The organism is Alkalibacterium pelagium (assembly GCF_900109325.1).
GTDB classification, from domain to species: Bacteria; Bacillota; Bacilli; order Lactobacillales; family Carnobacteriaceae_A; genus Alkalibacterium; species Alkalibacterium pelagium.
In genome coordinates this window covers 50036-70379 of record NZ_FNZU01000012.1, presented here as the reverse complement: position 1 = coordinate 70379, position 20344 = coordinate 50036, and the positions used below count along the sequence as shown (strand labels likewise).

Genomic DNA, 20344 nt, shown 5'->3' with positions numbered 1-20344 from the left:
ATAAATTCTAATTTTTTATAATTAGTGTAAGTTATGAAGGTAGGACGACCTAAATAGAATATAGAAAACACACTTTACTCATGTTATTCTAGTAAGGTGAGAATTTATAATAGAGTAGCAGAAAAAGGAGATAGTATTATGTGGAATAAAGCAATCGCAGAAGCAATGGGTACATTGTTTTTGGTGTTAATCGGGACAGGTGCAGTGGTCTTTGGTGAGAGTATGCTAAGTATTGCGCTAGCATTTGGCCTTATCGTCATTGCCATGGCTTATAGTATCGGAACCATTTCGGGGGCTCATATGAATCCAGCAGTCAGTTTAGCCATGTTCTTGAACGGTCGCATGAACTTTAAGGGATTTATCGTTTATGTCGGTGCACAATTAGCTGGGGCAGTGGCTGGCTCAGCAATCCTACAATATTTTCTTATCCAGTCAGGAAAAGATGCAACGAATCTCGGGGCGACTATTTTAGCGGAAGATTTAACTGCATCTAGTGGAGTGGATTTATGATTGAATTTATTCTCACTTTTCTCTTTGTGTTTGTGATTTGACCGCAACAAAAAATGGCAGACCTCTACTCCGATCAAAGATTAGATAAAGCCTGCCATTATACATTTGGACGATCTACTCATCCAAATTTTAAGTTAATAAAACAGTTGATAAAAAGTCCTATCATGCTATTTTCGTCTCTTTTCATTTAATATTCGTAACCATCAAACCAATGTTGTGTTTTGTTTGCAAATCTGACCAATAGTAACATCGTAGGAACCTCTATCAACACACCGACCACAGTCGCTAAAGTTGCTCCGGAGTTTAATCCAAACAAAGCAATCGAGACAGCTACAGCTAATTCAAAAAAATTGCTGGTTCCAACCATAGCTGCTGGTGCTGCAATGGAGAATGGCAATTTACACGCTTTTGCTCCACCGTATCCGAGGAAAAATATGACAAGATTTTGAATGATTAGTGGAATAGCAATTAATAAAATATGGAATGGATTACTTAGAATTCGTTCACCTTGGAATGAAAAGATAATAACTAAAGTTAGTAGTAAACCAATCCGTGTGGTCCCATCAAATTTATTCACAAAATCTTTTTCAAAATAATCGTCACTTTTTTGCTTTACCACGTATTTTCGAACAATAATTCCTAGAGCCAAAGGGATTACAATGAATACAAAAATGGAAAGTAACAGTGTACCCATCGGTACAGAAACATTACCTACCCCTAACAAGAGCGCAACGATTGGTGCATAGAGAAAGAGAACGATAAAATCGTTTATGGACACTTGCAAAAGCGTATATGCTGGATCACCCTTTGTCAATTCACTCCAAACAAATACCATAGCTGTACAAGGCGCAGCGCCTAAAAGAACAGCCCCAGCTATACATTCTTTCGCTAGTTCTGGACCCAAAAATGGTCTGAATACCACTAAAAAGAAAAAGGCAGAGATAGCAAACATTGTAAATGGTTTAATCAACCAATTAATGGTTGTTGTTAAAATTAATCCTTTAGGTTTTTTGGTTGCATTGACGATACTACTAAAATCAATTTTTAACATCATTGGAAAAATCATTAACCAAATTAAGATCGCTGTTGGAATAGATACATTATAATATTCAAATTGACTTAAAAATTCTGGAATGGCAGGAAAAACCTGACTTAATAACACTCCTACAACCATAGCAAGCGCGACCCAAAGGCTTAAGTAACGCTACCATAGCCCCATACCGCTACTTTTTTGTGATACTGTTTCTTGTACTTCATTTTTCATCTTGACTCTCCTCCAAAATCTAATTTTTTTGACCAAGAACGACAGAGGCTAAACTGCCTTACTTCGCTCTACTTTCTTTTTCTTTACAGACACAATCAGTTGAATATGTTAATAAATGAATCATTCCTTGAATGTCCTGTTCTGAGGTTTCTTCATTAACTGAGTCATGTTGCTAGATATTATTTTTTTAGCAGAACCATCCCTGCGTTCACTAACACCTTGAAATAGTGGGACAAAGTCAGTTGTATGAAATCAAAAACCTTTAAAATATAACAGCGCTACATTTTTTCGCATGATAACATGTCCAAAATCTTTCCTCGTTTTGTTAGGACAAGGCTTAAGATTTTTTGTATATTCTTCGTAATTTATTGCTTTAATCTTTCTATTAAATTATAGAGTCTTCTGTTTCTTGCAAAGAAATACCTAACCAATCAGCAATTTTTTCATTCGTTGGATATTCACCTGTTTTAACAATGTCTCCATCTAATACAGTAATTGGCAGAGAGTCTTGTCCTTCATTTTGCATGGTGTCTATGACGTTTTGATTTCGTACAAACGAATTAGGATTGGAAGCAAGATTGTAACGGATCATCATCACATCGTCTTCTTCTTTCACTTGTTTCATCACACCCGTAATACGTAGTAAATCCTCGTCTACTGAAGGACCACATACTCCAGTACTACAGCATAGGGCAGGTTCATAAATGGCTAACTTTTTCATATTGATCTTCCTTTTCATTTATTGTTGTATGACAAATACATCTTTCAGAACTTGAAAAAACACTTTGAAGGATTTCTGTTATCTCGGTAGATAATTCTCGATTCACCGAATAATGATGCCAAGTTCCTATTTTTTCTGTAACAATTAAATCCGCATCTCTTAATAGTTTTATATGATGGGAGAGAGTTGGTTGAGTAAAATCAAAGTGTTCAAGCAAATCACAGGCACATAAAGTATCGCAGGATAGTAAATCGAGTATCTTTACTCGGTTTGGATCAGATAAAGCTTTCATTTTTTCAGCAAATAATTCATAATTCATTTATATTCTCCTTTGAGATTAAACAATTGTAGCAAGAACATCATCTTTTAACTCAAAAGGACTCCAGTCGATGACCGCAAAATGTCCATTTGATAATCCATCGACACGTTGGATCCATTCTTCTTCCGATTTTGCACGAGCTAACAATGTTTCATTTGTAGTCCCTGTTGATAATAAACTGTTATTAACCACCCACCAAGTATGTGCAATACCTGCACGATTTAAATCTTCTTGCAGACGAATGGATTCATAGACAGGTGTATTTTCAGGTAATGTCACCATGACCACTTCTGTTTGGTTGTGATCTTGTAAAATAGGCAGGAGTCGGGTAATAGACTCTGGTATTTCTCCAGAAGTCCGTTCAACTTCCTTTGCGTAACTTTGAGAAGATTCTAAAAGTAAAAGTGTGTGTCCCGTAGGCGCAGTATCAATAACCACCACATCTGCTTCCGTCATCGAAACAATTTCAGCAAACTTTCTGAATACCGCAATTTCTTCTGTACAAGGTGAGTTTAGATCTTCTTCTACATAAGCTAAGTCCTCTTCTGACATCGATTCACGCGCTTTAGCTAAAACTTCATTTTGGTAAAGCTCTAACTCTTTTTTCTCATCAATATGGCTAATTCCAAGAGTATCTGATTCATGCACAATATAATTTAAGTGAGCGGCAGGATCGGTCGTTGTTAAATGCACTTTTTTACCTTTTTCTACAAGACCTTTCGCAATGCTGGCTGCAATGGTTGTTTTCCCTACGCCACCTTTACCCATTGTAAAGACAACTCGTTTGTTTGTGTTGTATAAATCATCGATAACAGTTTGTAAGCGTGGGAATTCCTGAGCCTGCACTTCTTCATGCTTGATTTCAGGTTGTTCTTCACTCAATAATAAACCGATACTTTCGATACTTGCAAGATTGTAAGGTCTTAATGGAATTTCAAAAGCAGGTAAGTTTTTAAGATTTTCAGGCATTTCACTTAAAGCCTCTTGTTGAATGTCATAGTATGTTTGAGAAATCGTATCTGTCGGATGTTCTAAAAGACCATTCACAATCAGTTTTTGGTTTTCAACCCCTAATGCTCGTAATTCTTCGGACGCACGATTGGCTTCGACTAATGGTCCTTCTTGTGGACGAGTCACGAGGAGTAAAGTTGTCATTTCAGCATTAGCAAGTGTTTCTACTGCCAAACTATAACTTTCTCTCTCTTCATCTAAACCAGATAATTGACCCATACAGCTTGTGCCAGTTGTATTTTCATCAAAGAAGTTTGTCCAAGCAGAAGGTAATTGTAAGAGTCTTAATGTATGGCCGGTAGGTGCTGTATCAAAAATGATATAGTCGTATTGATCAGCCATATCAGGGCTCGTTAAAAATTTTGCGAACTGATCGAAAGAAGCAACTTCTGTCGTACACGAACCACTTAATTGTTCTTCCATATTTTGTACCGCAGCGTCTGGTAGAATCCCACGATAAGGACCCACAATGGATTCTTTATATTCTTCTGCAGCACTGACAGGATCAAAGTTAGCGACTGTTAAGCCAGGAATTTCTTCAATTTCTGTTCCATTATCATCTAATTCTCTTTCAAAAACATCTTGTAAATTACTGGCAGGGTCTGTACTCACTAATACAACTTTGAAACCTTCATTCGCTAATTGAATAGCTGTCGCGCTAGCAGTCGTTGTTTTCCCAACGCCACCTTTACCTGTATAGAATAAATACTTTGTATTAATATGCTCTTTTGGGTTAAAAATTTCCATTCTATTTTCCACTCCTTTGTTAAACTATTTGGGCGAAATGATTGATTTTTTTCAACAATCAATGACGTATATAAATGATTGTCTATGTACAGTGTAAAAAAGCGAGTTATGTGACAAAAAAACTTGCAATAGTTCACTAAATTTCATATACTTCACTTACATAGAAGGTTGTCTATGTACTAAATATAGATAACTATCTATATTTAGTCAAGCCATCTTATCATTTTTATTTACTTCATTTTATTGAAAGGTCATTAGGGATATTTTTTTGAGAAGGATACTTATTTATTCCCCCCCTTTCATTCAACTTTAGGTAAATAGTAAATGAATACCTAACTATCAGGAGGAGTATTACAAATGAAGAAAATATTTTACGAGGACATTAAGAACCAACAACTGGTTGATGTTCGAACTCAACACGACTACCAATCGGGACATCTTAAAAATTCCCTCAATCTTAACCCAGGGAACTTCAAAACGTATGCCACTTATTATCTTGATTTAAACCAACCCGTTATTTTTATCGTTGGATCTGAGGAAGAAGCTCATTTAGAAGAACTTTCTGGGGTGGCTGATGAATTAGGTTTTACTCAAAACAATGGATATCTTTTGATAGATGAAGTCCCTAAAGAAAATCTACAAACAACTGGAACTATTCCAGCTGAAGAATTTCTCAATAAAAATGATGACTATATCTTAGTTGATGTCAGACATCCAGATGAAATTACACGACCAGCACCTGAGAAGAATTTGGTCAATATTCCATTTGAGGATTTAGTTAATGATTATCAATCACTGGATACGAGCAAACAAATTTTCACGCTTTGCGGATCTGGTAACCGAAGTACTGCAGCGGCTTCTTTCCTTGAATCAAAAGGATTAAATCCTAAAGTAATTGAAGGCGGAATGAAAGCCATTCTAGAAATTGGTAAATAATAAAGGGTATTCGGATTTTATGGTGGAAAAGGGCTTATAAATCACCCTTCTCCAAATTCTTAATAAGTGTGGAAAAATCGACACCAAAGTTGTCTGTAATGTTATGATCATTCACTTCATACCAATTGAAATTATCGTGTAACATAGCTTTATTGAAAGCACTTGAATTAAATCGTGGCTTACGCCTTTTATGGAGCTTCTCATTGAAAAGGATTTTGGCTCGTAAGGCATCAAACGAGTAACCTCTACCCGTTCGCTCTACCTGCCTAATAATGCTGTTAATTGACTCCGTATAAGCGTTAGTGAGCCTTTTATCAAAGTAGTTGAATATTTCGACATGCCAGTTGTCTACGGCTCTCACGAGGTCTTTATATGCATCTTTAGAGTTACTGGACATACAACGGTGTCTCCACTGACTATAACGAAGACGACCTTCATCTGAATCAGGAGTATCCCATATCCAGTAAAACTCTTCTTTGAGTTCATAGGCTTCTTTTAAGGCAGGAAGATTACCTAACCAAGTCTCTAAGAGGAATGATTCACGTTCATTTAGATCGTGTTTACGCTTTAGAAGGATAAACCTTTCACGCATAAGGGTACGTCTTTCTTTTTGGCTCATATGAGCTTTCAAAGACTTTCTGACGTTATCTAAGGCTTGATTAGCCATTCTAACTACATGAAACTTATCTACGACCACTTTAGCGTGTGGAAGGATAGTGTTCACTGCGTCTTTGTAGGGCTTCCACATATCCATTGTGACGTACTCAATATAAGTCCTGTCACTGATTTCTGAAAGACGTTGGATGACTGTTTCCTTGTTACGGTTAGGCTTGATGTCATAAATAGTCCTGCGTTCAATATTAGTCAATACAAGCCGAGGTCTTCGGATAATATGTATCTCGTCTATCCCAAGCCACTTAGGAGTTTCAAACTGGTATTCACGTTCTTTGAGTGCCACATAGTCCTTAAAAACGTTCCTAATAGTTTTCTCGTCAACGCCAACGCTTTCTGCGACTTCTACAAAGGTCTTAGACATGGATTGCTCTTGAATAGACTTTAAAAGCCTTTTGGTCATACTACGCTTTTCATCTACAGATACTAGGCGTTCCCAGAAGGTAGATCCGCATTCACGACACTTGTATCGTCTACGGTTCAATTGTAAGCCCACTCGCTTTAAACGAATGGGCAAATCCATAATTAGTTGATTTCTTGAACTGTGTTTGTACAACTTGTCAAAACCACATTCAGGACAACGTTCAGGTGGTCCGACTGCTTCAACTTTAAACATCATATCGGTTTCATTTTCTTGTGGTGATTCTATTGTTTTAATGTCTGGTAGGGATAATAAGTCTGACATATTGTTCATCCTTTATTACTCTGCGGTGTTAAGGTATCAAATATAGATTTGATGTCGAAATCATCAGTGTTAAATTATTTTTGTGACCACAAATGCACTTAGAAAATCCCTTAAAGCATTTATATAATGGGTGATCGCAAAATAGTGTATGAAATCCTTTTGTAGACTTTGCTAAACTACTGCACACTTTAGTACAGTATTAGCTGGTTCACTTGAATAGGGAATTGTAAAAAAAGTTCCCTTAGCCTGCACAACAAGATAATTTCGAAACATCCTTATCAAAGGTAAGAGCAGCTAATTTTAATCCTTCTGCCATTGTTAAATATGGTGCAAGGCTGTCTTTTAAATCCTCGACTGTTAATCCAAACTTAACGGCTAATGTCGCCGCATATATCACATCTCCTGCATTTTCAGATACGATATGAACCCCTAATACTTTTAGTGTTTCTGCATCTGCTACTAGTTTAAATACACCGGTTGTTTCACGGTTTACAATTGCTCTTGGAACAGCATCTAAAGGTAATACAGATGTCTTCACATCATACCCTTTCTCTTTTGCTTGTTCTTCTGTTAAACCAACCGTTGCAATCGAAGGATTTGTAAAAATTACGCCAGGAACAACGGATAAATCTAATTTTTTATTTAATCCGCCAATCGCATTATCGGCAACAATTCCACCTTCATATGCTGCTACATAAACGAATTGAGGTCCTAATGTTACATCGCCTGCAGCATAAATCTTTTCATTACTTGTCCTAGCGTAGTCATTTATCAGGATTTCTTTTCGTTTTCCAACTTCAACCCCTGCGGCACTTAATTTCAAAGCATCTGTATTTGGTTTTCTTCCTGTTGCAACAAGTAACTGCTCTGATTCCACCACTTTTTTCTTACCATCTACTGTTACATGAACCTTTTTGATTTGCCCCTCTTGTTCTACACGCTCAAAAGTTGCCCCTTTTACAAGGTTAATACCTTGTTCAATTAACGCTTTTTCTACGGCTTCTGAAATTTCTTGATCATATTCTTTTAAAAGTCGCTCACTTCTTTGCATAAGCGTGACTTCTGAACCTAAATTATGAAACAATTGCCCAAATTCCATTCCGATATATCCTGAACCAATAACCGTTAATCGTTTTGGTACCGTTTTTAATTCAAGTAATGTTGTACTTGTTAGATAATCCACTTTTTCAAGTCCTGAAATCGGCGGTAAGGAAGGAGAAACGCCCGTTGCAATTAAGAAACGCTTTGCAGAAAGTTTCTTCCCGTTAACTTCAACTGTATTTTCATCAACAAATATTGCTTCACCTTCAATTAACTCAAAGCCATATTCATCAATTAAATTGACATATTTTTGATTCCGAAGTTCGCTTACTAACTCATCTTTATGCTTTACTAAAGGAGCTAATTCCACTTTTCCAGCAAATGTTTGTAAACCTATAAATGGGTTGACTTTTGCCAAATGATTGATTTCCCCAGCTCTAAGAAGTGTTTTTGATGGCACACAACCAATATTCACACAGGTTCCCCCAACGGTTCCACGCTCAATCATAGCTACTTTTGCCCCATATTCAACCGATTTAATCGCAGCCGAAAAAGCAGCCCCACCAGAACCAATGATAAGTAAGTCATAGTCTCCCTCATCACCTAAAACTATTTTTTCTTCAGATTGTACTTCTTCTATTTCTCCAGGCTGGTATTTTGCTTCATCAATTGCCTTTTTTGCACTTTCCACCCCAATATCATCGGGTAATTCAAATACTGCTTCACCACGACGAAAACTAGCTTCAATGTTCTTAGCTCCCACATTTTCAAGTGCTACTGCTACATGTTCTTCACAACCTGTACAAGTCATTCCTTGAATATTTATCTTAAATTTATTCATTACCTCAACCTCCTGTTTTATCTTAAATTTTCCTATTTCCTTATTTTATACCCTAAATCAGTAATTATTTCTTCAATTTCTTCTAAACTAGTTTTCGATTTATCAAATGTAAGTTGGGGTTCTCCTGATCCTTCAACTTCTATATCTTGAATACCCTCTAAATTAGAAACGGCGGAACTCACCGTAAAAGCGCAAGATACTCAAGTAAAACCATCTATTTTAAACGAAACAGATTCTAAGTTTTCTGATGGAACCTCACTTGTTTTTGAACCTTCTTCAACTGCTTTTTGACCACACCCAGAAAGGACAACAACCAATCCAAATATAATGAATAGATATATTAAATATTTCATCATGCCTTATATCCCCTGACTGAACAATGTATAGATAAGCATTACCCCAGAAACGATTGTACTAACCCATAATAACTTCTTCGTTTTCTTTGAACTATTTTTTTGTTTCCATACAAGTAAATGAGCAAAAGAAAGCATATCAACAGTGATAACAATAAACCAAATTCGATATGGCGCAAACGTAACGGCAAGTGTTCCAGCTAAACCACTTAGACCAAGTGGTATTAAGATCGCTAAGCCAATTCAACAAAGACTTGCTAAAAAAGCTGAAAACATCGAAGCAATTGCAACAACTCTTTCTTTCATTTTTTACATCTTCTTATTTTTATGTGATTTTTCATATTTAGAATAAGCATAAAAAGTTAAACCAAGAAAAACAGCTAAAACAGGAATCAGAACAAAATCTAAATAGCCTGTTATTGCACCTAATCCAAGCGTACCTAATAAAATAACTAAAATAGGTGTAGCACAACCTAACAAAACCAAAAATGTACCTATAAGCCCTGCAATAAAGGTCTTTTTATGTTTCATTTCAAAATTCCTTTCATTCTTCCTCAATTAGGGTTTCAATTATCGGACAAGCATATAAACTTTTTTCATCTGGACATCGTTGTTTTAAGTCGTCTAACATAGTTTCAATTCGTTTTAAATCCTCTATTTGTTTTTGAACTTCCTTTTGTTTTTTAGAAACAAATTCGAACATATCTTGACAACGAACTTCATCTTTATCTACAACACCAAGTAATTTATAAATCTCGTTTAAAGAAAATCCAAGTTCCTGTATTCGTTTAATAAACCCAACACGCTTAACGTCATCATATGAATATATCCGATAACCAGCTTCCGTTCGGTGAGGTTCTTGTAGTAAATTTTTTCGCTCGTAATATCTAATCGTTTCTTTATTAACGCCACATTTTTCTGCAAACTCACTAATGCGGTAAATCATCTTATTTCACCCCATGAATATTATAAACCGTGTACCATAGTACACAGTCAAGTAAATTGGACTATTTTATTTTTTTCCCAACGTATCACTCGTATGTGATTGATACTTTTATAATACTATTGATTGTCCTAACATCCCACTAGAAAATCCGATTTAAACACCAGTTGTTTTTAAACTATTAAAAAAGTAATTCCACTATATATTCCGAAGACCCATAATAAATTATAAGATGTTTTCAAAAAAATGGCTTTGCCGTTCCTGTAAGGATCTGCAAAGTCATTGTCCGTTTAAAAAGTGCTTAAACGTGCATGTAGAACATCAACTTTTCCCGTTGCACCCTTTTTTACCCCGCGCAACACGATAATTTTGAAATATCATTATTATAACCAAGCGCTGTAAGTTTCAGTCCTTCCACGATCGTTAAATAGGGAGCCATTGTGTCTGTTAAATCCTCGATTGTTAACCCAACTGTACCTACTCCGGGATTTGTAAATATTACTCCAGGAACAACGGATAGATCGATCTTTTTATTTAAACCACCCATTGCATTATCTGCTGCAATCTTGCCTTCATATGCTGCTACGTATACAAACTGAGGGCCTAAGAAAACATCTCCTGCCATATAAATCCGATTATTGCTTGTCTGACCATATTCATTCATTAAAATTTCATGGTTTTCCCCTATATCAATACTAGCTGCACTTAAACTTAAAGCGTCTGTATTCGGACTTCGAGCAGTCGCAACTAATACTTAGTCAGACTCAATCGTTTTTTGAATACCGTTTTTAGTGAGTGTTAGTTTTTTAATACCACCGTCTTGTACGATATGGTCATAATTTATACCAATATTAACCTGTATGCCTCGTTCATGAAGGGCTTTTTCAACTGCTGCCGAAACTTCTGGATCATAATCTTTTAGTAATTGTTTACTTCCCTGTACTAATGTTACTTCAGCACCTAAATTGTGGAATAATTGACCGAGCTCTAGCCCAATATAACCTGAACCAATAACAGTCAATCTTTCTGGAACTTCTTCTAGCTCTAATAAAGTTGTACTCGTTAAATAATCGACATGTCCACTTTAATTTTAATTTTCTGTTAAAAGTCATTATATAAATTTAAAAGATTTATTATTGCAAGAAAATCAAATAGTTAAACAATCAAACAATCGTTTGACTATCACCTCATGTAGAATGTATAATATCTATATTATAATCAAATGGACGTTTGAATGAGAGGTGAATGAAATGACTGAAGTCTGCCAAACGACGATCATACATCCTGAAAAAGTAGATGTGGTAAAAAATAAATTAGAAAATAAAGATTTGTCGAATTTACTTGTGTTAGGGAAATGTTTTAGTGATCCTTCTAGAATTAAGATATTCTATGCTTTAGAGACCTTCAAAGAAATGTGTGTCTGTGATTTAGCCGAAGTATTAGACGCTAGTATTGCTACAACGTCACACCATCTGCGTTATTTAAAAAATCAAGGCGTGGCGAAATCACACAAAGACGGAAAAGAAGTCTACTATTCGTTAGCGAATGAAGAAATCCTTTCGACTATTCGTACAGTTTTAGACATGCCAAGCAGCTTATCTTTGACGTCTTAATTTGGAGGAAATCATTTTGTTACAAACTATTATTTCAGCAATTGCTGTGTATATCTCTACCAGTATCGATTATTTATTTATTTTACTGATCATTTTTTCCCAAAGTCAGACAAAAAAAGGTCTTCGTCAGATTTATTTAGGTCAATATCTTGGGACAGGCATTTTGGTAGCCGTTAGTTTATTTGCTGCTTATGTGCTGAATTTTATCCCCCAAGATTGGATTATCGGGCTTCTAGGACTCATTCCTATTTATTTAGGTATCCGAGTTGCTATGGTCGGCGAAGAAGAAGCAGAAGAAGAGGAAGTCGTGGAGAAGTTAGAGTCCAGAGGGTCCAACCGTTTGTTTTGGTCTGTTGCTTTAATTACAATTGCTTCCGGTGGAGATAATTTAGGGATTTATATTCCTTATTTTACCTCTCTATCTGTTTCTGAAATAGTCATTGCTATAGTCGTTTTTGCTCTATCGATTGCGGTGCTTTGCTACATCAGTTATCGATTGGCAAAAATTTCGTTTGTCTCTGAAACATTGGAAAAGTATGAACGAATTATTGTACCGATTGTCTTTATCGGTTTAGGAATCTTTATTATGCTAGAAAACGGGACCATTCAAACACTATTCGGTTTATAAGGCTCGTATGTGAAAGGAAGAAAACGGTGAGCGAAAAGAAGAAATCGCATCAGTGGCTCCTGGAAGGAATTGACTGCGCCAATTGTGCTGCTAAAGTGGAGCGAGGGGTGGCTTCCATTCCTGGCGTCACTGAAAGCAATGTGAATTTCATGACAGAAACCTTGAGGTTTGAGGTTGCTGATGATCAAGAAAACTTAATCTTAGTCAATATACAAGAAAAAATTAACAAGTTGGAACCCGACGTGACTTTAAAAAACAAAGCAGATGGGCAATTGATTAACATGAACCCAGCAATTGTTTTGGAAAGTCAATCCAAAGAAGATGAGGAAAGCCATCATGAATGGCTATTAGAGGGAATTGATTGCGCCAATTGTGCTGCCAAGATTGAGAATGGCGTGGCTGAAATAGATGGAGTCATAAATAGTAACGTGAATTACATGACCCAGACATTAAGCTTTGATCTTGTGGCAGAAAATGACGCTAAAACTCTTTCTTCGGTTAAAACTAAAATAAAAAAACTAGAACCTGATATCATCCCTCTTATAAAAGCTACAGGTCAGGAAGTTGGAGAAGACAGGAGTCTCCAGTCAGAAAAATCGGGTCAGAAACAGAATCACAAAAGACCAGAAAATTGGGGAATTAATTTAACCATCGGTCGCTTAATCCTTGCCGTTTCAGTGCTTTTACTGGCAAGTTTTGCCCCCATTACCCCTTCCCTTTCCTTTGGTTTGTTTGTCGTCGCTTACCTTGTGGCCGGTTATGATGTGATTTGGCGAGCAGTTCGAAATATCTTTAATGGCCAAGTCTTTGATGAAAACTTTTTGATGACGATTGCGACACTTGCTGCCTTCTATGTGCAAGAATATCCCGAAGCAGTAGCCGTTATGCTTTTCTATCAAGTGGGCGAAGTTTTTCAAGATGTGGCCGTAAACAAATCACGTCGCTCTATCGCAGACTTGATGGATATTCGTCCGGATTACGCCAATATAAAGTTAGCCGATGGCAGTACACGCCAAGTTTCACCAGAATCGATTAAAGTCGGCGATACCATTCTCGTACGTCCAGGCGAAAAAGTGCCCTTAGACGGGAAAGTGGTCGTCGGTTCTTCCGCTATGGATACGTCTGCTTTAACCGGTGAGTCAATGCCCCGAAGTGTTAAAGAAGGTGACGACGTTTTAAGTGGTTTTATCAACAAAATCGGCTTGCTAGAAGTCGTGGTTGAAAAGCCCTTCTCAGAGTCAACCGTGACAAAAATTCTCGAGCTGGTTGAGAATGCAAGCAGTCGTAAAGCACCAACCGAACAATTCATTACAAAGTTTGCTCGTTATTATACGCCGATTGTGGTCATTTTAGCGGTCTTATTAGCTGTTCTTTTACCCTTGACTATTCCTGGAATGACGTTTAACGATGGTGTTTACCGGGCAGCTATTTTCCTTGTTATTTCATGTCCTTGTGCCTTAGTTGTTTCAATTCCTGTCAGTTTCTTTGGTGGAATTGGTGCTTCTTCACGTAAAGGTATCTTAGTGAAAGGCGGCAACTTCTTAGAAGGCTTAAACGATGTTAAATATGTCATTATGGATAAGACGGGAACCTTAACCAAAGGGGAATTTGAAATAACCGATATTCAATCGACACCAGAATTCAATAATGAAGAACTCTTAGAACTAGCCGCTTATGCGGAAACCCATTCTTCACACCCGATTGCGGTTTCTATCAAAGAACATTACGGGAAAGAGATTGATGAACGACGAATTGATGAATACAATGATCTCTCAGGCCATGGTGTTCAAGCGGTTGTTGATGGCAAAGAGATATTAGCCGGAAATGCTAAATTAATGGCTAAATATGGTATTCCTTTTAAAGAAGTAGAAGAAGTCGGAACGGTTGTCTATTTAGCGATTGAGGGAGCCTATGCTGGTTACCTTCTAATTGCCGATACGATTAAAGAGGACGCTGCAGAAGGTATAGCCTTAATGAAAGAAAAAGGCGTCGAACATATCATTATGCTTACGGGCGATTCAAAAGCGGTCGCTGAGGCTGTTGGAAGTAAATTAGGCATCGATGAAATCCACTCGGAACTTCTTCCACAAGACAAAGTGGAGAAAATGGAAGAAATTATGGTGCGCAAAAACAAAAAAGAAAAAGTTGCTTTTGTGGGCGACGGGATCAACGATACGCCTGTATTGGCCCGTTCAGATATCGGGATTGCGATGGGTGGCTTAGGCTCAGACGCAGCCATTGAAGCGGCGGATATCGTGATTATGGACGACAAGCCGTCTAAAATTGGAACGGCCATGCAAGTGGCCAAAGATACTCGCCAAATTGTCTGGCAAAATATCATTCTCGCACTAGCCATCAAAGGGGGATTTTTGGTTTTAGGTGCCCTCGGTGTGGCTTCGATGTGGGAAGCTGTTTTTGCAGATGTTGGCGTAACAGTTGTTGCTGTATTGAACGCCATGCGTGTTTTAAAGAAATAACTTATAATACTGTCAAGTGTTAAGTAATAGATAAAACAGTAAATATCAAAGGACGAGAATGTAACTTTCATTACTCTCGTCTTTTTTTGCTTAAAAATAATTAACTAGTGAATCACTAATTCGAACTTTTTTCAAAGTTAAATTATTGTACTAAGCATTTGCTAACAAAGTATTAAATGCAAAAGAGCTTTCGTAAAAGTGTTGGAAAACTCTTCGCTATGCTTAGTAAAACTTAGTTTTAAGCATAAAAAAGCCTCACTCAGGAATAAGTTGTTCCCTAGTGAGGCTTTCATCTTGCTATGGAGTTGAGGGGAGTCGAACCCCTGTCCAGGCACATTGGCACTCAAGTATCTACGTTCATAGTTTTACTACTTGGATTTCGCTAAGCATTAGCCGTAAAACAGGCATCATGCGCCGCTAGTCTGTTAATCTCTTTCTATTCTTACAGACGGAAAGAATAGACGTATCCCACTTATTATAGGACCCGGTGCCGAGCACATGGGCGATGCCGGTCGGATCACGCTAAGCTGTTTTTACGCAGCTAAAGCGTAAGAATTGTTGTTATTGTTTGCAGTTAATTTAACTGTGACGTTGGTACGCAGCCGTCACCTGCGAAACGCAACTCAAGCTCAATCTGTGCCTGTCGAATCCGTAACAACCCCGTTACAGTATAGAGCTGTCTCTCATGCTCTGCAAATAGTATACCATAATCCGGTGTAAAAAGAAAGTCCGTTCGCTTTCTTTTCGTAAGTTGCTACGTGATCAGACCGACTGAACTGCACACTTTATCTGCCTGTTTTAATCTCCAAAACAGCTTCTTTTGCATGAATCAGATCTGTCATTCGGCGGCAATGGGGAGCTTCTATTCCGTACTTTTCGGCTGCCTCCACTACTGCACCGTTCAGATAATCAATTTCTGTCGGACGTCGGTTGAAGAGATCCTGATGCATCGACGGGTAGTGCGATCCCAGACGAGATGCCACTTCTTTAAGGTAGTGAATCATTTCATCTCTGTCGATTTCGATATCATCTTGAGCTTTCGCCACAGCTGCGAATTCGTCAACGATTCCGTTGAGCAGGGAATCGATAGACGGCGATGCAAACAGCTGATCGATCGATGCATCCAGCAGTGCACACAGGGCATTCATCGTGCCGTTGATGCACGCTTTTCTCCAAGTCGTGTACTTGACATTCTTGCTGTATTCTCCGAAAAGGCCGCTGTCCTTGAGTATATTGACTATGACACGTGCCGCTTCTTCCTCTTCAGGATGGCTGTTCTGCAGCTCAACTGGACCATTCCCGTTCAGCTGTGTTTCACCTGGGGCAATAATCCCAGCCGTCCAGACAGTTGTTCCCATTATTATATTTCGTCTGTCGACAAATGCTTCAAGAGTTTTAAGGTGTCCTAATCCATTCAACAGACAGACAATTTTAGTTTTTGTACCGATGAGATGATTGATTTGAGTCATCATCTTCTCCAATCCCATCGCCTTCGTGAATACAAAGATAACATCCATTTCACCTGATACTTCTTCCGGCCTGGCAATAGTCATTGGAAGTGTCCCTTTTACCCCATTTACTGAAACAGTCAGTCCATTATTTCTGATTGCTTCAATGTGGTCTTCCCAATAATCTAGAAGCGTCACGTTTTGTCCATTTTTCTGAAGCATATATCCGAATCCGCATCCAAGCGCCCCCGATCCTGCAATTGCTATATTCATCAATCTTATCCCCTTCTACTAGTTAGCTGCTGTTGACACTCCCACAGCTAAAGCAGTGGGATTCTTAAGTGCTTTGTCGAACGCAGGCCATTTCTGTTTTGTTCAAGCCTTAAGTTTAAGGGTGTGCCATCACCCCTCCCATGGCAGAGCCTATAGCTCCATGGGCACTCATACTGTGACCATATGAGTTAGGTTGTTTGGGCGATATTCAGAGCTCCTACTCTATCCCGATGCCCCCGGTAGCCGCACCCGCACTGATACATTCGGTCGGTTACTTTATTTCTGGCCTTACATGTCGGGCAAGTCTGAGAGGTATACTCTGGATTGACCTTTTTAACAACGATACCGATTTCTCTTGCTTTATATTCAATGAAGTCTGTTAGTTGAGCGAATGTCCAGTTATGCAGAATCGCTGTGTGTTTTCCTCTTTGTCTTGAGGTCCGGCGAATGCCGGAAAGATTCTCCAGATGGATGGTGCCACAGTTCGTGTCTCTCGCAAACCGTACTATGTGTCTGGCAATCTTATGATTAATATCCTGCATGATTCTCGCTTCTTTATCATTGAGTGTCCGAATAGCGTTCAGTTTCTTTTTCTGCCCTAACTCCCGTCTGAGCTTCTTATACTTTCGGCGAATAACTTTGTTTGCTCGTCCGTTTCCGAAGAAAGCTGTTTGACCGCTGGAAGCCACGACACCGACAGCTGGACACAGAATACCTAGATCGATGCCTAAGATGTCTGTTCCTGTCGTCTCAGACGGCAAAACGTGATAAGCAATCTGAGCTATCCAATGGTAGCCTTTTTTGGTGATACGCATCGCTCCCCGTTTTGACTGAGATAACAGGTCAAACTGATCACTTGTTAGCACAGCTTTAATAGCCGTTTTCATTGATTTGCCCTTTTGCATAATAGGAAAAGCGAGATGATTTGGAGTGACCGTATAGTTCTGATTGTTCCATGAGACTGTTCGTTTTTTGAACACACAGTTTCCGTGTTCAGCATATTTGGACTTAGCATACCGGATAAGTTCATTTTTGACTACCGAAGGAATAGACGTCTCAATGTGTCTGGAAGTGACTGTTGGAAAGCGGCCATCTGATACAGCCTTCTGGACAAGCTGGTTGGCGTGATAAATATACTCTTTGGATAGCCGGGTCAATTCAGCTGCTTGTTCTTTAGTCGGCTTTAATTTCACTTTGAGCACTTTAACACAGGACTGCGTCTGTTCTTTTTTCACTCGCTTCACCTCTATCACGAATACAAACGTGTGTTCTTTTTTTGTTAACTTTAGTATATCACTCCGTCAACGGAAAGGCTATAGAAAGGTACACCTATTTTTAAAAGAAAAAGAAGACAAAACAATCAGACATTTATCTCAATTTACGCTCTCATCCCACGATTAAAACCGTGGGCTTTCACGCTTGATAGTTCTGTAATGAAAACCGGGAGCAGTCCTGTACCAGTTTCCAGTGCCTGAATCGGCCCAACTAGCCCTGCAATACCGAAGCCCGCTGTCTGCGGAGCCCCTTGGATGTTAAATACATACACACTCATACTGGACAATATTGCATTTAATATAACCGGAATCAGTAGCTTCGGATGTCTGACAAGATTCGGCATCATCATTTTCATGGCACCGAGCAAGATAGCCAGTGTCGTTCCTTTCTGGTTGACTTCTTTAGATCCGATGACCAGAACAGCTGTACAAGCGGTCACTCCTATAGCTGCAGCTCCTGCTCCTAGGCCGCTGATCCCGATGGCTATGGCTATGGCAACCGTTGAGACAGGTGAAATAATCAGGATGGAAAAGGCTATGGCAATCAATATAGTCATCAGGAGTGGTTGAAGAATCGTAAAGCTGTTAAGTATATGTCCAATCATTGAGGTAGCTGATGATACATAAGGGAGCATCAGCAGTCCAACAGTACCCGCTCCGACTCCTACTATGATCGGCAGGAGAATAAGAGTCATTGATCCTAAACGGTCATTCAGTTTCCTAGTCAGGTAAACAGCAAAGCCCGCAGTCAGCATAATATTTACCAGATCTCCTATCCCTATAAGCGTGATGCCGGCTTCAGATACACTGTAAGCCCCCGATCCGAGAAAAGTGGCGGCTCCCACAATGACGCTTTGAATCGCATTCAGTTTAAACTGGTTGGCTACCAGAACGCCAATCATTGCTGCTGTAAGGAACTGCATCGTGCCTACTACAGCAGAAAGGGAGCTGAAAATAGATCTGTATGGTGTAAGAGCTTCAAAGATACCGTTTAGTATGGCATCAGGAATCAGTCCAATGACAATTCCGCTCGCTGTCCCCGTCAGTACTTTGTTGCTGAAAGTCTTGAATGTTTCCTTTTCCATTGTATCCATCAAATCTCCCCTTTTTCTTGAGTTGATGAACAGTATAGCATCTTTCATTAGATTTTCAATTGTTTTTCATGAAAATTTGATGATAAACTCGTAACGGATGTATCTACAAAAAATCCTCTTTGTCACAAGCCTGTTATAGCAGGTCTGCAACAAAGAGGAAAATGGCCTCACTTTGATCTTTGATTATTCGGCTTCGTCCCTGAAATGAGAGACATCGTTGTATTTTTCAAGATGATACAGTCCGTCTTCATATCTGGCGACAGACACACTAGCATTAAGTAATGATTTTGGTCGTTTGAGATCCGGAATGAGATTCTGCAGGATATACCGGATCGTTCCACCGTGTGCAACTAAAAGAATGGTTTCTCCTGAATCACGGTGCTTGTCGATCAGTTTGATCAGTCCCTGCTCAACACGTGACCAGAACATCATGAAGTCTTCCGCATGCTTTTCCGGATCAACCGCCCGGAAGGCATTCATCCGTTCAGGTACGTCTGTATTTCTGAACATTTCTTTTGATGTGTCGTATCCCAGATAATCTCTAACTTTATCATAAGCATCTGATCCGTACATGCCTTCCATCGACCCGAAGAAGACTTCTCGGAATTCCGGCATCTGAACCATATCCATTTTATCTACCTGCCCATTCTCTTCCAGAATGATGGAAGCTGTTTCCTGGGTCCGGGACAGATCACTTGTGTAGACTGCATCAAACGTGACATCTTTCAGACCACGTCCACATCGTCTGACATCCTCTTTTCCGTGGTCGGTCAACGGTGTGTTGCTCCATCCCTGCATGCGTCCATAATAATTGAAGTACGTTTCGCCATGTCGGACAAAATAAATTGTTACCCCTTTTTCAGCCATACTAGCTCCTCGCTTTCTTTTTCTCTCTCTATCTATTCTAACAGAGGTCTTTAGGATAATCGACAGCTAGCCCTGCTTTTCCACGTAGACGCCACGGTTTATCTAAATCAAGAAAAGCATCAGAGCAACCGGGTTTCCGATCTGTTCCGATGCTTTAATCTTAAATCAGTAGTTATCTTTAATTGCCCGTCTCATCTGACGGTCCTGTTCACGTCGCTTGATGGTCTCACGTTTATCATACTGTTTCTTCCCTTTGGCCAGGCCGATCAGTACTTTGGCAAAACCGTTCTTGATGTAGACTTTAAGCGGAACCAGTGTGTTCCCGCCCTGTTTGACTTCTCCATACAGACTGTCGATCTGCTTTTTCTTCATCAGCAGTTTACGTGGACGGACCGGATCGTGATTAAACTGATTCCCCTGTTCAAATGGTGCAATGTGGACATTATACAGCCAGATTTCACCATCTCTAATACTGGCATAGCCGTCTTTCAAGTTGATCCGGCCGGCACGGATGGACTTGATTTCCGTCCCTTTAAGCACAATGCCAGCTTCGATCGTTTCGAGAATCGTATACTCGTAACGGGCTTTTCTATTCTGGGCAATTAACTTGCCTTCTCCTTTGGGCAT

Annotated in this window: 18 protein-coding genes, 1 other RNA gene and 4 pseudogenes; 6 read left to right on the top strand and 17 right to left on the bottom strand. The window is 39.0% G+C overall.

The annotated features are described in order from the left end of the window. Positions 1-138: 138 nt before the first annotated feature. Positions 139-510, top strand: coding sequence for an aquaporin (locus BMX79_RS09830; protein ID WP_091482174.1), 372 nt, complete (start codon positions 139-141; stop codon positions 508-510). 187 nt (positions 511-697) lie between these two features. Here BMX79_RS09830 and arsB read toward each other — a convergent pair. The 4 genes and pseudogenes from arsB to arsA all read right to left on the bottom strand — a co-directional run. Continuing rightward, positions 698-1714, bottom strand: a pseudogene (gene arsB, locus BMX79_RS09825) (ACR3 family arsenite efflux transporter); the annotation flags it as partial. Between the two features lie 445 nt (positions 1715-2159). After that, complete coding sequence (arsD, locus tag BMX79_RS09820; RefSeq protein ID WP_170231023.1) at positions 2160-2495, bottom strand: arsenite efflux transporter metallochaperone ArsD; 336 nt, start codon at positions 2493-2495, stop codon at positions 2160-2162. Continuing rightward, the gene (locus BMX79_RS09815) at positions 2473-2814 is read right to left on the bottom strand and encodes an ArsR/SmtB family transcription factor (protein ID WP_091482171.1); all 342 of its coding nucleotides are present in this window, start codon (positions 2812-2814) and stop codon (positions 2473-2475) included. The genes arsD and BMX79_RS09815 overlap by 23 nt, the downstream gene beginning before the upstream one ends. A gap of 18 nt (positions 2815-2832) precedes the next feature. After that, entirely contained in the window at positions 2833-4572 is a 1740-nt protein-coding gene (arsA, locus tag BMX79_RS09810; protein WP_091482169.1) for an arsenical pump-driving ATPase, read from the bottom strand. A 357-nt stretch (positions 4573-4929) separates the two neighbouring features. On the opposite strand from arsA, the gene BMX79_RS09805 reads away from it, so the two are divergent. Further along, positions 4930-5508: a rhodanese-like domain-containing protein gene (locus tag BMX79_RS09805; protein ID WP_091482166.1), complete on the top strand. Its 579-nt coding sequence runs from the start codon at positions 4930-4932 to the stop codon at positions 5506-5508. Between the two features lie 34 nt (positions 5509-5542). On the opposite strand, the gene BMX79_RS09800 is transcribed toward BMX79_RS09805, so the two are convergent. The 7 genes and pseudogenes from BMX79_RS09800 to BMX79_RS09775 form a co-directional block, all read right to left on the bottom strand. Next, the gene (locus tag BMX79_RS09800; protein WP_091482164.1) at positions 5543-6865 is read right to left on the bottom strand and encodes an ISL3 family transposase; all 1323 of its coding nucleotides are present in this window, start codon (positions 6863-6865) and stop codon (positions 5543-5545) included. Between the two features lie 241 nt (positions 6866-7106). Beyond that, positions 7107-8747 (bottom strand): mercury(II) reductase, encoded by a 1641-nt coding sequence (gene merA / locus BMX79_RS09795; RefSeq protein WP_091482159.1) that lies wholly within the window; start codon positions 8745-8747, stop codon positions 7107-7109. Between the two features lie 32 nt (positions 8748-8779). Next, a pseudogene (locus BMX79_RS12815) lies at positions 8780-8932 on the bottom strand (heavy-metal-associated domain-containing protein); the annotation flags it as partial. A gap of 15 nt (positions 8933-8947) precedes the next feature. Next, the gene (locus BMX79_RS12535) at positions 8948-9103 is read right to left on the bottom strand and encodes a lipoprotein (RefSeq protein ID WP_002360746.1); all 156 of its coding nucleotides are present in this window, start codon (positions 9101-9103) and stop codon (positions 8948-8950) included. 306 nt (positions 9104-9409) lie between these two features. After that, complete coding sequence (merF, locus tag BMX79_RS09785; protein WP_039671352.1) at positions 9410-9631, bottom strand: mercury resistance system transport protein MerF; 222 nt, start codon at positions 9629-9631, stop codon at positions 9410-9412. 13 nt (positions 9632-9644) lie between these two features. Next, positions 9645-10046, bottom strand: coding sequence for a mercury resistance transcriptional regulator MerR (gene merR, locus BMX79_RS09780; RefSeq protein WP_091482157.1), 402 nt, complete (start codon positions 10044-10046; stop codon positions 9645-9647). A 343-nt stretch (positions 10047-10389) separates the two neighbouring features. Beyond that, a pseudogene (locus BMX79_RS09775) lies at positions 10390-11118 on the bottom strand (FAD-dependent oxidoreductase); the annotation flags it as partial. Between the two features lie 175 nt (positions 11119-11293). Here BMX79_RS09775 and BMX79_RS09770 point away from each other — a divergent pair. The 4 genes and pseudogenes from BMX79_RS09770 to BMX79_RS09760 all read left to right on the top strand — a co-directional run bounded on the left by BMX79_RS09770 (position 11294) and on the right by BMX79_RS09760 (position 14761). After that, positions 11294-11656: an ArsR/SmtB family transcription factor gene (locus tag BMX79_RS09770; protein WP_091482155.1), complete on the top strand. Its 363-nt coding sequence runs from the start codon at positions 11294-11296 to the stop codon at positions 11654-11656. Positions 11657-11672: 16 nt separating this feature from the next. After that, positions 11673-12284 (top strand): CadD family cadmium resistance transporter, encoded by a 612-nt coding sequence (locus tag BMX79_RS09765; RefSeq protein WP_091482153.1) that lies wholly within the window; start codon positions 11673-11675, stop codon positions 12282-12284. Positions 12285-12310: 26 nt separating this feature from the next. Then, positions 12311-12505, top strand: a pseudogene (locus tag BMX79_RS12855) (cation transporter); the annotation flags it as partial. A gap of 60 nt (positions 12506-12565) precedes the next feature. Further along, on the top strand, positions 12566-14761 hold the full coding sequence (locus BMX79_RS09760) for a heavy metal translocating P-type ATPase (RefSeq protein ID WP_246117682.1): 2196 nt from the start codon (positions 12566-12568) through the stop codon (positions 14759-14761). Between the two features lie 297 nt (positions 14762-15058). On the opposite strand, the gene ssrA is transcribed toward BMX79_RS09760, so the two are convergent. From ssrA to smpB, 6 genes are all read right to left on the bottom strand, one after another. Further along, positions 15059-15423: a transfer-messenger RNA gene (gene ssrA / locus BMX79_RS09755) on the bottom strand. A gap of 123 nt (positions 15424-15546) precedes the next feature. After that, the gene (locus tag BMX79_RS09750) at positions 15547-16482 is read right to left on the bottom strand and encodes a 2-dehydropantoate 2-reductase (RefSeq protein ID WP_091482149.1); all 936 of its coding nucleotides are present in this window, start codon (positions 16480-16482) and stop codon (positions 15547-15549) included. Positions 16483-16670: 188 nt separating this feature from the next. Then, complete coding sequence (locus tag BMX79_RS09745) at positions 16671-17717, bottom strand: RNA-guided endonuclease InsQ/TnpB family protein (protein ID WP_218025380.1); 1047 nt, start codon at positions 17715-17717, stop codon at positions 16671-16673. A gap of 143 nt (positions 17718-17860) precedes the next feature. Then, positions 17861-18850, bottom strand: a complete 990-nt coding sequence (locus tag BMX79_RS09740; protein ID WP_091482147.1) for a PTS sugar transporter subunit IIC — start codon at positions 18848-18850, stop codon at positions 17861-17863. Positions 18851-19033: 183 nt separating this feature from the next. Continuing rightward, a complete protein-coding gene (locus BMX79_RS09735; protein ID WP_091482145.1) occupies positions 19034-19717 on the bottom strand; it encodes a histidine phosphatase family protein in 684 nt (227 codons plus the stop codon). A gap of 165 nt (positions 19718-19882) precedes the next feature. Next, positions 19883-20344 carry an SsrA-binding protein SmpB gene (gene smpB / locus BMX79_RS09730; protein WP_091268352.1) on the bottom strand — a complete coding sequence of 154 codons (462 nt, stop codon included), beginning with the start codon at positions 20342-20344 and terminating at the stop codon, positions 19883-19885.

Coding starts and splice junctions, on each gene's coding strand:
- BMX79_RS09830 (WP_091482174.1), top strand. CDS start 139: ATGTGGAATAAAGCAATCGCAGAAGCAATGGGTACATTGTTTTTGGTG.
- arsD (WP_170231023.1), bottom strand. CDS start 2,495: ATGAAAAAGTTAGCCATTTATGAACCTGCCCTATGCTGTAGTACTGGA.
- BMX79_RS09815 (WP_091482171.1), bottom strand. CDS start 2,814: ATGAATTATGAATTATTTGCTGAAAAAATGAAAGCTTTATCTGATCCA.
- arsA (WP_091482169.1), bottom strand. CDS start 4,572: ATGGAAATTTTTAACCCAAAAGAGCATATTAATACAAAGTATTTATTC.
- BMX79_RS09805 (WP_091482166.1), top strand. CDS start 4,930: ATGAAGAAAATATTTTACGAGGACATTAAGAACCAACAACTGGTTGAT.
- BMX79_RS09800 (WP_091482164.1), bottom strand. CDS start 6,865: ATGTCAGACTTATTATCCCTACCAGACATTAAAACAATAGAATCACCA.
- merA (WP_091482159.1), bottom strand. CDS start 8,747: ATGAATAAATTTAAGATAAATATTCAAGGAATGACTTGTACAGGTTGT.
- BMX79_RS12535 (WP_002360746.1), bottom strand. CDS start 9,103: ATGATGAAATATTTAATATATCTATTCATTATATTTGGATTGGTTGTT.
- merF (WP_039671352.1), bottom strand. CDS start 9,631: ATGAAACATAAAAAGACCTTTATTGCAGGGCTTATAGGTACATTTTTG.
- merR (WP_091482157.1), bottom strand. CDS start 10,046: ATGATTTACCGCATTAGTGAGTTTGCAGAAAAATGTGGCGTTAATAAA.
- BMX79_RS09770 (WP_091482155.1), top strand. CDS start 11,294: ATGACTGAAGTCTGCCAAACGACGATCATACATCCTGAAAAAGTAGAT.
- BMX79_RS09760 (WP_246117682.1), top strand. CDS start 12,566: ATGAACCCAGCAATTGTTTTGGAAAGTCAATCCAAAGAAGATGAGGAA.
- BMX79_RS09750 (WP_091482149.1), bottom strand. CDS start 16,482: ATGAATATAGCAATTGCAGGATCGGGGGCGCTTGGATGCGGATTCGGA.
- BMX79_RS09740 (WP_091482147.1), bottom strand. CDS start 18,850: ATGGATACAATGGAAAAGGAAACATTCAAGACTTTCAGCAACAAAGTA.
- BMX79_RS09735 (WP_091482145.1), bottom strand. CDS start 19,717: ATGGCTGAAAAAGGGGTAACAATTTATTTTGTCCGACATGGCGAAACG.
- smpB (WP_091268352.1), bottom strand. CDS start 20,344: ATGCCCAAAGGAGAAGGCAAGTTAATTGCCCAGAATAGAAAAGCCCGT.